At 45.9% G+C, this 14,533-nt stretch carries 8 protein-coding genes, 2 tRNA genes and 3 rRNA genes; 12 read left to right on the forward strand and 1 reads right to left on the reverse strand.

The genetic code is table 11. The features are described 5' to 3' along the window. Positions 1 to 166: 166 nt before the first annotated feature. From DESDI_RS08680 to DESDI_RS08705, 6 genes are all read left to right on the forward strand, one after another. Positions 167 to 1,899: ribosomal RNA gene (locus DESDI_RS08680) — 16S ribosomal RNA — on the forward strand. 279 nt (positions 1,900 to 2,178) lie between these two features. Further along, positions 2,179 to 2,255 (forward strand) — tRNA-Ile (locus tag DESDI_RS08685). 107 nt (positions 2,256 to 2,362) lie between these two features. Next, positions 2,363 to 2,438 (forward strand) — tRNA-Ala (locus tag DESDI_RS08690). A 104-nt stretch (positions 2,439 to 2,542) separates the two neighbouring features. Then, positions 2,543 to 5,613: ribosomal RNA gene (locus DESDI_RS08695) — 23S ribosomal RNA — on the forward strand. 137 nt (positions 5,614 to 5,750) lie between these two features. After that, positions 5,751 to 5,867 (forward strand): 5S ribosomal RNA (gene rrf / locus DESDI_RS08700). Together the 16S, 23S and 5S rRNA genes with 2 tRNA genes alongside form the textbook arrangement of a ribosomal RNA operon. A 534-nt stretch (positions 5,868 to 6,401) precedes the next feature. Then, complete coding sequence (locus tag DESDI_RS08705) at positions 6,402 to 7,847, forward strand: DEAD/DEAH box helicase (protein ID WP_015262238.1); 1,446 nt, start codon at positions 6,402 to 6,404, stop codon at positions 7,845 to 7,847. A gap of 28 nt (positions 7,848 to 7,875) precedes the next feature. Here DESDI_RS08705 and DESDI_RS08710 read toward each other — a convergent pair whose 3' ends face one another. Further along, positions 7,876 to 8,178 carry a hypothetical protein gene (locus DESDI_RS08710; protein WP_015262239.1) on the reverse strand — a complete coding sequence of 101 codons (303 nt, stop codon included), beginning with the start codon at positions 8,176 to 8,178 and terminating at the stop codon, positions 7,876 to 7,878. Between DESDI_RS08710 and DESDI_RS08715 the strand changes: the two genes are divergently transcribed. From DESDI_RS08715 to DESDI_RS08740, 6 genes are all read left to right on the forward strand, one after another. Continuing rightward, positions 8,168 to 8,791: an NYN domain-containing protein gene (locus tag DESDI_RS08715; RefSeq protein ID WP_242825378.1), complete on the forward strand. Its 624-nt coding sequence runs from the start codon at positions 8,168 to 8,170 to the stop codon at positions 8,789 to 8,791. The genes DESDI_RS08710 and DESDI_RS08715 overlap by 11 nt on opposite strands. A gap of 116 nt (positions 8,792 to 8,907) precedes the next feature. Then, positions 8,908 to 9,762 (forward strand): pyridoxamine kinase, encoded by an 855-nt coding sequence (locus DESDI_RS08720; RefSeq protein ID WP_015262240.1) that lies wholly within the window; start codon positions 8,908 to 8,910, stop codon positions 9,760 to 9,762. A 180-nt stretch (positions 9,763 to 9,942) separates the two neighbouring features. Then, positions 9,943 to 11,889 (forward strand): sigma-54-dependent Fis family transcriptional regulator, encoded by a 1,947-nt coding sequence (locus DESDI_RS08725; protein WP_015262241.1) that lies wholly within the window; start codon positions 9,943 to 9,945, stop codon positions 11,887 to 11,889. A gap of 318 nt (positions 11,890 to 12,207) precedes the next feature. Beyond that, the gene (locus DESDI_RS08730) at positions 12,208 to 12,486 is read left to right on the forward strand and encodes a hypothetical protein (protein ID WP_015262242.1); all 279 of its coding nucleotides are present in this window, start codon (positions 12,208 to 12,210) and stop codon (positions 12,484 to 12,486) included. Positions 12,487 to 12,507: 21 nt separating this feature from the next. After that, on the forward strand, positions 12,508 to 13,656 hold the full coding sequence (locus DESDI_RS08735) for a transketolase C-terminal domain-containing protein (protein ID WP_015262243.1): 1,149 nt from the start codon (positions 12,508 to 12,510) through the stop codon (positions 13,654 to 13,656). Positions 13,657 to 13,670: 14 nt separating this feature from the next. Next, positions 13,671 to 14,528, forward strand: coding sequence for a thiamine pyrophosphate-dependent enzyme (locus tag DESDI_RS08740; RefSeq protein ID WP_015262244.1), 858 nt, complete (start codon positions 13,671 to 13,673; stop codon positions 14,526 to 14,528). The last annotated feature ends 5 nt before the right edge of the window (positions 14,529 to 14,533 follow it).

The raw sequence follows: 14,533 nt of genomic DNA on the forward strand, positions 1-14,533 counted from the left end.
TATGATAATATAATCAAGCGCTCGGTTGTGAGAACAACGTTTTTCAAGTCCCATTACCGAGAATATGCAACAAATCAAATGGTCTTTGAAAACTAAACAACAAGGAACAGCCAATGACTCGTCAATGAGTAAAGACAATTTGAGCAATCAAATTTTCTTCATAAATTTTATGGAGAGTTTGATCCTGGCTCAGGACGAACGCTGGCGGCGTGCCTAACACATGCAAGTCGAACGGACTAGCGTTTAGCACTGAGTGTTCAGTGATGTTGGATAAAGCGAGAGCTCTAAACAAAACTCTGATTGTGCAAAGCAGAATCAGTAGTTGCGTTATCCCTGGCAAGGGGGAACGTAGCGAAGCGAAGAGAGAGCTCCACGCAATATAGAGTACCAACACAGTGGATTAGAAAAGAACACTGAGTGCTAGACGTTAGTTAGTGGCGGACGGGTGAGTAACGCGTGGATAACCTACCCATTAGACCGGGACAACCCTTGGAAACGAGGGCTAATACCGGATAAGAATATTTCGTGGCATCACGAGATAAGGAAAGATGGCCTCTGAATATGCTATCGTTAATGGATGGATCCGCGTCTGATTAGCTAGTTGGTGGGGTAAAGGCCTACCAAGGCGACGATCAGTAGCCGGCCTGAGAGGGTGAACGGCCACACTGGGACTGAGACACGGCCCAGACTCCTACGGGAGGCAGCAGTGGGGAATCTTCCGCAATGGACGAAAGTCTGACGGAGCAACGCCGCGTGTACGACGAAGGCCTTCGGGTTGTAAAGTACTGTCTTCAGGGACGAACGGTATTTATGTAAATAATGTAGATACATGACGGTACCTGAGGAGGAAGCCCCGGCTAACTACGTGCCAGCAGCCGCGGTAATACGTAGGGGGCAAGCGTTGTCCGGAATCATTGGGCGTAAAGGGCGCGTAGGCGGATAATTAAGTCTGGTGTGAAAACCTAGGGCTCAACCCTGGGACTGCATCGGAAACTGGTTATCTTGAGGACAGGAGAGGAAAGTGGAATTCCACGTGTAGCGGTGAAATGCGTAGATATGTGGAGGAACACCAGTGGCGAAGGCGACTTTCTGGACTGTAACTGACGCTGAGGCGCGAAAGCGTGGGGAGCAAACAGGATTAGATACCCTGGTAGTCCACGCCGTAAACGATGAGTGCTAGGTGTAGAGGGTATCGACCCCTTCTGTGCCGCAGTTAACACAATAAGCACTCCGCCTGGGGAGTACGGCCGCAAGGTTGAAACTCAAAGGAATTGACGGGGGCCCGCACAAGCGGTGGATTATGTGGTTTAATTCGACGCAACGCGAAGAACCTTACCAAGGCTTGACATCCTACGAATCCTGAGGAAACTTAGGAGTGCCCTTCGGGGAGCGTAGAGACAGGTGGTGCATGGTTGTCGTCAGCTCGTGTCGTGAGATGTTGGGTTAAGTCCCGCAACGAGCGCAACCCCTATGTTTAGTTGCTAACGAGTAAGGTCGAGCACTCTAGACAGACTGCCGGTGACAAACCGGAGGAAGGTGGGGATGACGTCAAATCATCATGCCCCTTATGTCTTGGGCTACACACGTAATACAATGGCCGGTACAGACGGAAGCGAAGCCGTGAGGTGAAGCGAATCCGAGAAAGCCGGTCTCAGTTCGGATTGTTCTCTGCAACTCGAGAACATGAAGTCGGAATCGCTAGTAATCGCAGGTCAGCATACTGCGGTGAATACGTTCCCGGGCCTTGTACACACCGCCCGTCACACCACGAAAGTCTGCAACACCCGAAGCCGGTGAGGTAACCCGAAAGGGAGCTAGCCGTCGAAGGTGGGGCCGATGATTGGGGTGAAGTCGTAACAAGGTAGCCGTATCGGAAGGTGCGGCTGGATCACCTCCTTTCTAAGGAGACATGATTACTCTATGAGTAGTCATATCCTAAGGTCGAGCTCTGGACGACGTCACGCAAGTGAAACGAGATCAGAGTGGTGGAAGTCCTAGAGACTTCTTATAGGAAACTTGGCTTGTGTGAAGAATGAGCAGAAGCCATAGTTGACTTATCCACGGAGTGGAAAAAATGCCGAAGAGGCAAAAAGCAGGGCAACCTGCAAAACGAGAAATGAAACTGTTTTAAGCGAAAGCTACTTGTTGTTTAGTTTTGAGAGACCATATCTCTTTTATGGGCTTATAGCTCAGTTGGTTAGAGCGCACGCCTGATAAGCGTGAGGTCGGTGGTTCGAGTCCACCTAGGCCCACCATATATTCATAGAGGATAGAGACCCGTACCTTCAAACAATACTTCACACCAGAACATACCTAACAGGGGTGAGTATTGAGAGGGGAGCGGCTCCCCTCTCAACGACATGGGGGTATAGCTCAGCTGGGAGAGCACCTGCCTTGCAAGCAGGGGGTCAGCGGTTCGATCCCGCTTACCTCCACCATTATACATTTGGTTTCTTATGTTCTTTGAAAACTGCACAGAGAAGAAATAACTGTAAATTAGGATAACATCTAAAAACCTAGAAGTGGCGGCGTAAAAATGTTTGGTCAAGCTACTAAGGGCGTACGGTGGATGCCTAGGCGCTAAGAGTCGAAGAAGGACGCGGCGAGCGGCGAAACGCCACGGGGAGCAGTAAGCATGCATTGATCCGTGGATATCCGAATGGGGCAACCCATCCAGAGTCATATCTGGATATCTTAAGCTGAATACATAGGTTTAAGAAGACAACCCGGGGAACTGAAACATCTAAGTACCCGGAGGAAGAGAAAGAATAATCGATTCCCTGAGTAGCGGCGAGCGAAACGGGAAGAGCCCAAACCGAACCCTTCGGGGGTCGGGGTTGTAGGACCCTCTTTTAGGGATGAATTTCTAGCTGAAGTGATCTGGAAAGGTCGAGCAAAGAAGGTAACACTCCTGTAAGCGAAAGAAAGACATTCTGTGAGGGTATCCTGAGTACCGCGGGGCACGTGAAACCCCGTGGGAAACTGGGAGGACCACCTCCCAAGGCTAAATACTCCTTAGCGACCGATAGCGAACCAGTACCGTGAGGGAAAGGTGAAAAGCACCCCGGGAGGGGAGTGAAAGAGAACCTGAAACCGTACGCTTACAAGCAGTCAAAGCACCCTTGAGGTGTGATGGCGTGCCTTTTGTAGAATGAACCGGCGAGTTACGGTATGTAGCGAGGTTAAGACGAGAAGTCGGAGCCGGAGCGAAAGCGAGTCTGAATAGGGCGATTAGTTACATGCTGTAGACCCGAAACCGTGTGATCTACCCATGGACAGGGTGAAGGTGAGGTAAAACTCACTGGAGGCCCGAACTCACTGTCGTTGAAAAGGCAGGGGATGAGCTGTGGGTAGCGGAGAAATTCCAATCGAACACGGAGATAGCTGGTTCTCCCCGAAATAGCTTTAGGGCTAGCCTCAATTGATGATTCTTGGCGGTAAAGCACTGAATAGGCTAGGGGCCTTACCGGGTTACCGAACCTTATCAAACTCAGAATGCCAAGAATTTAGATTGGGAGTCAGACTGTGGGGGATAAGCTTCATAGTCAAAAGGGAAACAGCCCAGACCATCAGCTAAGGTCCCAAAGTATACGCTAAGTGGAAAAGGATGTGGAATTGCATAGACAACCAGGATGTTGGCTCAGAAGCAGCCACCATTTAAAGAGTGCGTAATAGCTCACTGGTCGAGTGGTTCTGCGCCGAAAATGTAACGGGGCTCAAGCGTATCACCGAAGCTATGGCTTGGAACGGAATTATTAAGTCTTTAGATTAGAGCACAAGAAGAGAGTTGCATCAGGAATTTTGCTTCCGATGAGGAAGACAAAAGCTTAAATAAGAGCAAAATTTCCAAATGTCCTCGGGGGCTCAAGGAGAGTAAACACTCCAAAGAAAGGCTAAGGGTTTAATAATTCCGTTCCAGGGGTAGGGGAGCGTTCCATCAGCAGAGAAGCTCAACTGTAAGGTTGTGTGGAGTGGATGGAAGTGAGAATGCCGGTATGAGTATGCGAAAAGGTGAGTGAGAATCTCACCCGCCGAAAACCTAAGGATTCCTGGGGAAGGCTCGTCCGCCCAGGGTAAGTCGGGACCTAAGCTGAGGCCGAAAGGCGTAGGCGATGGACAACTGGTTGAGATTCCAGTACCACTCTTAAGCGTTTGAGCAATGGGGTGACACAGAAGGATAGGTTAAGCGTGCCGTTGGTTGAGCACGCCCAAGCCCTTAGGGTGTGAGATAGGCAAATCCGTCTCACAATAGCCTGAAAGGTGATGGGGAGCGAAAACAAGTAGCGAAGTAACCGACTCCAAGCTGTCAAGAAAAGCCTCTAGTGAGCAAGAGAGTGCCCGTACCGTAAACCGACACAGGTAGGTAAGGAGAGAATCCTAAGGCGCGCGAGAAAACCCTCGTTAAGGAACTCGGCAAAATGACCCCGTAACTTCGGGAGAAGGGGTGCTCTAGCAATAGAGCCGCAGAGAAGAGGTCCAGGCGACTGTTTATCAAAAACACAGGTTCCTGCCAATCTGAAAAGAGAAGTATAGGAGCTGACGCCTGCCCGGTGCTGGAAGGTTAAGAGGAGAGGTTAGCCGTAAGGCGAAGCTTTGAATTGAAGCCCCAGTAAACGGCGGCCGTAACTATAACGGTCCTAAGGTAGCGAAATTCCTTGTCAGGTAAGTTCTGACCCGCACGAAAGGCGTAACGATCTGGACACTGTCTCAACGAGGGACTCGGCGAAATTGTAATACCCGTGAAGATGCGGGTTACCTGCGACAGGACAGAAAGACCCCATGGAGCTTTACTGTAGCTTGACATTGGACTTTGGTATGAAATGTACAGGATAGGTGGGAGACTAAGAAGCTAGGGCGCCAGCCTTGGTGGAGTCAATGGTGGGATACCACTCTTTTTGTACTGAAGTTCTAACTTAGACCCCTGAATCGGGGTTGAGGACCGTGTCAGGTGGGCAGTTTGACTGGGGCGGTCGCCTCCTAAAGAGTAACGGAGGCGCCCAAAGGTTCCCTCAGCGCGGATGGAAATCGCGCGAAGAGTGTAAAGGCAGAAGGGAGCTTGACTGCGAGACCAACAAGTCGAGCAGGGACGAAAGTCGGGCTTAGTGATCCGGTGGTACCGAGTGGAAGGGCCATCGCTCAACGGATAAAAGCTACCCTGGGGATAACAGGCTTATCTCCCCCAAGAGTCCATATCGACGGGGAGGTTTGGCACCTCGATGTCGGCTCATCGCATCCTGGGGCTGTAGTAGGTCCCAAGGGTTGGGCTGTTCGCCCATTAAAGCGGTACGTGAGCTGGGTTCAGAACGTCGTGAGACAGTTCGGTCCCTATCCGTCGCAGGCGCAGGAAATTTGAGAGGAACTGACCCTAGTACGAGAGGACCGGGTTGGACGGATCACTGGTGTACCAGTTGTCTCGCCAGAGGCACAGCTGGGTAGCTATATCCGGATTGGATAAGCGCTGAAAGCATCTAAGCGCGAAACCGGCCTCAAGATGAGATTTCCCACAGCATAAGCTGGTAAGACCCCTGAAAGATGATCAGGTAGATAGGCCCGAAGTGGAAGTGCCGCGAGGTATGGAGCTGACGGGTACTAATAGGTCGAGGGCTTGACCTAACAAGACGCATGGAAGGTGACTCACTGAAGGGCTCAATATCTGCAGTGAGGAAGATGGAATCTAAAGTTTACAGTTATGAAAAATCTGTGTAGTTTTGAGGGAACAGGGTCCCGAGAGGGACGCTATAACTTCAAGATCTGGTGATTATTCCGGAGGGGTTCCACCCGTTTCCATCTCGAACACGGAAGTTAAGACCTCCAGGGCTGATGATACTTGGACCGCAGGGTCCTGGGAAAGTAAGTCGTTGCCAGATAACGCGAAAAAGACCGTCTTTATGATGGTCTTTTTGCTTTTCACTACGTGAAAACGAAGATGACGTGTGCATGATGCTTTGGGGTCGGTTCCACCCGTTTGCCGGCGCCACGTAGCCGGATTATGTGGCCGTGTGGCTTGGCCGAAATGATCCACTGGATCATTTCGTATCCCGAACACGGAAGTTAAGACCTCCAGGGCTGATGATACTTGGACCGCAGACGAAACAGTCCGGTGGACTGTTTCGCGGCGTGCGGGCTGTGGGGAAATGATACTGAACCCGCCGCCTACCTGGGAAAGTAATATCCACACTGCAGGAGTATGCGTATTGGGACGCAGTGTGGCGAAATGCTCGCCCGCATTTCGTGTTGCCAGATAACGCGAAAAAGACCGTCTTTATGATGGTCTTTTTGCTTTTCACTAAAGTGAAAACGAAGATGACGAAGTGCATGATGCTTTGGGGCGATTTTGCATAAATCTAGTTTTGCTTTATAATTATAAGTTGCGTTATTCATATGAAAAGAGATGACTAAGAATGATTAAAAATAATTTTAGCGATTACGATCTAAGCGATGAATTGTTAAAAGCAATCCAATTATTGAATTATAACTATCCCACCAAGGTCCAGGAACAGGTGATTCCTGCTGTATTGGCACAGAAGGATATCATCGTTAAATCTCAGACTGGAAGTGGGAAGACGGCAGCCTTTGCAATTCCCATATGCGAATTAATTGATTGGGAACAGAATAAGCCGCAAGCCTTAGTCCTTACCCCCACCAGAGAACTTGCAGTCCAGGTAAGGGAAGAGATGTTTCATTTAGGAAGATTCAAGAGGTTAAAAGTAGCGGCTATTTATGGGCAGTACCCTTTTTATGTTCAAGAAAAGGAAATAAAACAGAAAACCCATGTCGTCGTTGGAACACCGGGTCGGTTGATTGATCATATCAAGCGAGGGACCTTAGATACATCATATATAAAATATCTCGTCATTGATGAAGCCGATGAGATGCTAAATATGGGATTCATCGAGCAAATAGAAACCATCATATCTACCTTACATCAAGAACGAGTTACCCTCCTCTTATCGGCCACAATGCCTCAAGATATTACTGTTTTATGCGGTAAAATAATGAACAATGCGATTCAAGTCGAGGTTGAAGAGGAAAATTCAGCAGCGGATCGCATCCTTCAGGAAAGATATAATACTGTGCAGGCTGATAAAATGCAGCTCCTATTAGATCTATCGATTGTCGAAAACCCGGATAGCTGCATGATATTTTGCAATACGAAACAAACAGTTGATGATGTTTACGCAGAACTGCGAAAGTTGAATTATTCTTGTATGAAGCTGCACGGTGGAATGGAACAAAGAGATCGATTGAACGTTATGAAGAACTTTAAAGAAGGGTTATTTAGGTACCTATGCGCAACCGATGTGGCAGCGCGAGGTCTAGATATAGAGGACATTACCTTGGTCATTAACTACGATATCCCTTATGACCGGGAAAGCTATGTTCATCGGATTGGAAGAACGGGCCGCGTCAACAAGTTGGGGAAATCAATTACGTTTGTGACACAAAATGAAGAGAAGTTTTTAAAAGATATCCATGATTATATTGGAAAAGAGATGATTCTAAAGGAAAGACCGGAGGAGAAAACGGTACATGAGTCAAAACGGGATTTTATGACGAAAAGCAATGCCCCCCTAGAAATTAAAGAAACGAAAGATGCCCTACTAAGCACTGAAATTATGAAGATCCACGTGAATGCAGGGAAGAAGACAAAGATGAGGCCGGTTGATATCGTCGGTACACTTTGTAGTATTCCAGGAATAACTGCAGCAGATATCGGGATTATTAATATTCTTGATATATCAACCTTTGTCGAAATCTTAAACAATAAAGGTGAGCTGGTATTGCAAGAACTGCAAAATACTCCAATTAAGGGCCGGCTTCGAAAGGTAAACAAAGCGGATCGGTAAATGGGTGTAGAAATGTGGAGTGGGCCATTTACTTTTTTTCCACGGTAACCGGAACAAACCGTTGTTGCGATTCCTCCCATTGCCAAGAGTCCTTAGGATATTCGATCTTTGTAAGAAGTTGGTGTTTTCTAGCTGCCTCATAATAAGGAATTAGGGTAATAGGGTCTTGCTCTTGGGGATCTTCCATTTTAAGAGTATAGGGTTGATCTGAACTTCCCGTTACTTCTTTAATCAGTAAAGCTCTTTCTCCAATTTCTTCTGGTTCCGGAAGACAATCAGGGTGAATGGTAGTCTGAAACTGGTATTGCGGTATATTAGAAATGAGTCTCATACTTTCTTTGACTTCGTCGCGGTCGACTTCCGGTCCCATTCAGCAATACAGTTATACTACAGGTAAGAATGCAACCGATGCGGCGTTGATTATTGATGCCATGGATATCCTGTATTCCAATAATGTAGATGGGTTTTGCATCGTATCCAGTGATAGTGATTTCACCAAACTGGCCTCTCGCCTCCGGGAAGCGGGAATGTATGTGATCGGGATGGGCGAGAAAAAAACCCCTACTCCGTTTATTGCTGCCTGTGAGAAATTTAAATATTTAGAAGTTTTGGCGGGAGTCTCGACAAATACCAGCGAAAATGGGGTTCAGTTGAAAAATGAGAAACATGACCCACAAAAAGATGGTATGGCCTCCCTGGATGAATTGATTCGCACCATACGCATAATTGTAACGGAGAGCTCTGACGAGGATGGCTGGGCATTTTTAGGTGAAGTGGGGAAGAGACTAAACAAACGTTATCCGGATTTTGATACAAGAAACTATGGGCATACCAAACTTACCCCTCTTATTTCTTCTTTAAAGCAATTTGAGATTCAGCCTCGTAAAACCAGCAACCCTAATATCATCCATTACTTTATAAAAAATAAACCGAAGGTTAAGTAGCGGAATTATTTATTCTTTACTACTTCATTCAACGAGGGGACTACCTTTGCAATCGAAAAAAGATAAGATATAATTAACGGATGTAATTATATTTACGCGACAAGGAGAAATGCATAATGGAAAGACAAAAGCGAGTTGCAGCCATTCATGATATATCTTGTGTAGGAAGATGTTCACTCACCGTGGCCTTGCCTATTCTTTCGGCTGCTGGAGTTGATACCGGAGTATTACCCACTGCAGTCCTATCCACTCATACCGGAGGCTTTGAAGGTTTTACATATCGGGATTTAACCGCGGATATTGAACCTATAACCAAGCATTGGCAATCCCTTAATCTTAAGTTCGATGCTTTATACAGCGGTTTTTTGGGCTCTTTTGAACAGATTGACTTAGTCGCCGATCTCTTTAAAAAATTTAGAGAAGAAGACACCATAGTCATGGTTGATCCAGTTATGGCGGATAATGGGGTTCTCTACTCCGTTTACTCCCCGGAGATGGCCAAAGGAATGGCAAAACTATGTTCAATGGCTGACATCATGGTGCCCAACTTAACTGAAGCCGCATTTATGCTTGAAGAAGATTATGTAGGGGATGATTATACCCAAGAATATATCGGAAAAACCTTGAGGAAGCTCTCCGACATGGGGGCTAAAAAAGTTGTCCTTACCGGTATTTCTTTTGATCCGACTAAGCTCGGAGCCGCATGCTATGATCGGGAAACAGATACCATAAGCTATGCCTTCAACGATAGAGTACCAGGATATTTCCATGGAACTGGGGATGTTTTCGGCAGCACCTTATTATCCGGCCTTCTCAATGGCTTTTCCTTAGCAGAAGCGACTCAAATTGCGGTAGACTACACTTTGAAAAGTATTCAATTGACAGTCGAAACTAATCAAGAATGTCGATACGGAGTTTGCTTTGAAAGAGCCATTCCTTATCTCATCCAAAGATTAGGTTTACTGAAATAATAATTGGAAATGGATAACCTAAAAAACACTCAGTTGAGTGTTTTTTTTCCTATGGAAATCAATGAGTGTATTGGCCATACATTTAAATAATTTGAAGAGTCAGACAATAGGGCAGGAAATTATATGTTTTAAAGCGAATTATTCTTTTAGAAATGGATTCATTTGAGGAGGAAAAAAGCAGTGCCGGAGATTTTTTTCTTAGCACCGTATTCAGATATTGCTCAGGTGGCTCATGAAGTTTGCAAGGGAAGCGATGATGTCGACATTAAAGTAGCCCGCATGGATGCGGCAGTAGAACTGGCCAAGAAAGCGGAAAATATGGGTTATCATGTGCTCATTACGCGGGGGGTTACCTGTTGGAAGTTACGCAATGCTGGCATCGAACTTCCTGTTGTGGAGGTTTCCATCGGAGGATATGATATCGTTCGAGCATATTTCGAAGCTAAAAAAATAGGTAAACGTATCGGAATTGTGGATGTGGAAGAAGTCGTAAATAATTTGGATTTAGACGCTTTCGCAGAGGTTATTAATGACGAGCTTGTAAAATATACCTGCCATAATGATCTGGAGGATATAAGCAAAGGAGTCCAATGCCTGCGGGAACAGGGAGTGGATGTGGTCATGGGTAAAGTTGCTATGGCCAACGAAGCCGGGAGGCAAGGGATGAAGTCCGTAGTGATTTCATCGGGCATGGATTCTGTTCGGCGAGCGATAGAAGAGGCTCGCCGGGTTAATTTTGTCCGTAAACAAGAAATGAAAAAGGCTGAACAATTCAAGGCCATTTTGGAATTTTCTTATGATGGAATCATTGCTCTTGATAGTAAAGGGAAGATTACCGTTTTTAATAAGGCATCTGAAAAAATCTCAGGTTGGAAGGCCGAAAATGCCATTGGAAAATATATTACCCAAGTCATTCCTAAAGCCGGGTGTCAAAAATTACTACATAGTGGACAAGTTGAAATCGCGGAGTTTTTGGAGATTGGAGACACTAAGGTTCTTGCTAATCGGGTGCCGATTATTGTTGATAATAAGATTGAAGGAGTTGTTACAACGTTTCAACAAATCGAGAGATTGCAAAAGCTCGAGGGAAAAGTCCGACGCAAGCTTGCCGACCGGGGCTTAGCGGCGAAATATCATTTTAATGATATTCTTGGTAATAGCTCGGTTTTGGCTAATGCCAAAAATCTTGCCAAAGAATTTGCGGGGGTAGATTCCACGGTCTTAATTCGGGGAGCAACAGGCTCCGGAAAAGAGATGTTTGCTCATGCTATTCACAATGCGAGTAAACGAGTAAATGAGCCCTTCGTCGCCATAAACTGTGCAGCTTTACCTGAAAGCCTTTTGGAAAGTGAGCTATTCGGTTATGTTGAAGGGGCCTTTACAGGTGCCCGAAAGGGTGGCAAAGCCGGGGTGTTTGAGATGGCGCATCGGGGTACACTTTTTCTTGATGAAGTAGGAGAAATGTCCCCTATGTTGCAGGCACGGTTATTAAGGGTTATCGAGCAGGGTGAGGTGATGCGCCTGGGAGATAGCAGCATTATACCGGTGGATATACGACTTATTACTGCGACTCACCGAAATCTGAGAAACATGATAGTAAGTGGTGCTTTCCGAGAAGATCTCTACTTCCGACTTAATGTTCTCTCCCTCAAGATTCCTAATCTGCAGGTTCGAGGTGAGGATATTATTCTGATTGCCTATCGCTTCTTAAATGAATTCTGTTCACGACGCGGAAAGATGCTCGGCAGGTTTACTTCTGAGGCTGAGAAAGCCCTCTTAGATTATACCTGGCCGGGAAATCTCCGCGAACTTCGCAATGCCATGGAAAGATTGGCTATGCGCTCCTGGCAGGAAAAGATTATAGCCGAAGAAATCGCCAATGTTCTACTGCTGGATGAAGGAGTAACGGACTCAGTCGAAAAAAGGCCAACTAACTCAATAACGCTGAATTCTCAAAATAAAACCTTCGCTTTTGAGACTACGACTTTCGTAGGTGAGAAGGTTATAAATCAATTAGAGAAGCAAGTGATTTTTCAAGTTCTTGAGGAAGTTGGAGGAAACAAAACAGAAGCCGCTCGACGTTTGGGAATGAGTAGAACGACCTTATGGAGAAAACTTCAAGAATGATTATTCTATGAATTTTATGTTCCATAAATGACCGGTTGTTACGAATCTGAACGCCATAGTGTTACAAATATGAAACACCTATGGCGTTTTTTTATTTAGCAAGAATTGACTGAAGATTCTATGTATAAAGATTTGCCGTATTATTCGGAAACATAGTATAGGTTTTATGGATCTTAAATCCTTGAAAATACAGAGCTTAACTAAAAAACCAAAATATAATGTGAGTTTTTTAGAGATTAATAGATTGAAGCACGGGGTTTGGCATGCTTCTTGCTTATCTATATAAGCGTAGTCAACAAGCAAGGAGGTGTTTAGGATATGGCATTAAAGGAGCTACCTGTTGTACCATCAGGTGACCCAGGTTCCTTGGCAGAATCACCGAACTCAGCCATTCAGCGTATTTATCGTCCAGTGATAAAAGATCAGACCCAAGTCAACCCCATTGTTTTACTTTTTTGTCCAGATGGAGCTCTTTCTTTGATAGGGGATGAGATCGTAGTCAGCTATCAACATTGCAAGGGTTGCGGTATCTGTGCCAAGGAAAGTAAAGGAATTGAGATGGTGCCGGAATATACGGGACCACGGGGATTTTTTTAGGCGAAGGAGGTAGAAAATCTAATGAACAAAGTACTTATTACAGGAAGTGAAGCAGCCGCTCTTGGTGCCAAGCTCGCTCAAATTGAAGTGCTCGGGTATTACCCAATTACTCCTGCTTTCCCAGCCATGGAAAGACTAAGCAAATACATTGAAGATGGCGAACTTAATTGCAAATTCATCAGGGTGGAATCCGACCATAGTGCTCTTGCCGCTGTACTTGGAGCTTCCTTAGCTGGAGCACGCAGTTATACAGTAACAAACTCTCAGGGATTATTACTGATGACAGAAGTGGTTTATCACGCAGCAGGCCTTCGCCAACCCATCGTCATGGGCGTTGCCAATCGGGCGCTATCCGCTCCTCACAGCCGTTTTCCAGAACATGGTGACGCAGTCTCCCAAGGAGCCAGTGGCTGGATTCAAATGTTCTGCGAAAACAATCAGGATATCATGGACAATACCATTCAAGCGTTCCGGGTTGCCGAAGAATTACGCACTCCCGTTATGGTGAACTACGAAGGCTATATTCAGTCCCATACCTTAGAGGAAGTCTATGTACCCGAGCAGGAAAAGGTGGCAAAATTCTTACCTTTAAACCGTCAACCAGCTCTTGATATCAGTAACCCCAGAGGAGTAAATACAGTCACTAGTCCTGAATTCTATACCGATTATAAGTACAAACAGAACGAGGCTATGCTAGGGGCCATAAAGCTAATCCCACAAGTAGCAGAAACGTATAATGCCGAGTTTGGCGCAGCAGCATGTGGACTTGTCGAGGGATATAAAACAGAAGATGCTGAACATGTGATCGTGGCCATGGGGTCAATCGTCAGTACAGCAAGACTTCTAGTCGATGAGTTAAGAAAAGATGGGAAGAAGATCGGATTATTGAAAGTTAAGGTCTGGAGACCTTTCCCGGCAGAAGCCATTTTAGCCCATTTAAAAGATGCTAAGTATGTGACAGTACTGGATAAAAATATTGTTTTCGGGGTGGGGGGAGCTTTAGCTACAGACATTAAAGCGGCTTCTTATGGCTATGGAAATAAAGTGATTAATGGGGTAATCCTTGGATTAGGCGGACGCAAATGCGGCATCAACGAGGTAAAAGAAGCAGTCGAACATACTGAGAGCAGTGCTTCTAATACAAATACTTCCGAGTGGATCGGATTATAAAGGAGGGATGAATAATGATTGATTTTAAGGAACTTCCGAAAGAAGAACTCTTTGGACAGGGTAATGTAGGATGTAAAGGATGCGGAGCAGCAATTGCTGGTCGACAAGCTATGAAGGTTCTCGGGGAACGGACAATTATCACAATTCCGGCATCTTGTATGGCCACCCTCGGTGGGAATAATACCAAAACAACGTGGCGAGTGCCTTTCTACCATACCCTGTTTGAGTGTGCTCCGGCAATATCCTCTGGAATTAGAGCTGCTCTAGAAATCCAGGGGATTAAGGATGTCAATGTCGTATCATGGGGCGGCGATGCAGGGAGTGCCGATATTGGGTTCCAATCCCTCACAGGTGCCGCTGAGCGCCAAGAACACATGATTCACGTTCTTTATGATAATGAAATGTATATGAATACAGGCGGTCAAACCGGCAGCCAAACCCCTCTGTACGCTATTACCAGTAATAGCGCTTTAGGGAAACCAGTTCATAAGAAGAACATGCTTGCTATTATGGAAGCTCATGGTATTGATTATGTCGCTAGTGCGAACATCGCATACCCTGAAGATCTTATGGCTAAGTTCAAAAAAGCTGCCGCTAAGAAGGGATTCTCCTATATTCATATTCTAGCCCCTTGCCACCGCGGCTGGCAGATTAAGCCTGAAGAAACCATTGAAATCTCCAGGAAGGCAACCGAATGCGGACTCTGGGAACTTTTTGAAGTGGATGAAGGAAAACGAACCCAGACTTATGAACCAAGTTTTACTCCAGTAGCAGATTATCTTAAATCCCAAGGTCGGTTTAAAAATTTAAGCGATGAGCAAATCTCAAGTTTTCAAAAATCTGTGGATTCCTATTACAAGCGGGGGGAGTGAGATCA

Source organism: Desulfitobacterium dichloroeliminans LMG P-21439 (assembly GCF_000243135.2).
GTDB lineage: Bacteria > Bacillota > Desulfitobacteriia > Desulfitobacteriales > Desulfitobacteriaceae > Desulfitobacterium > Desulfitobacterium dichloroeliminans.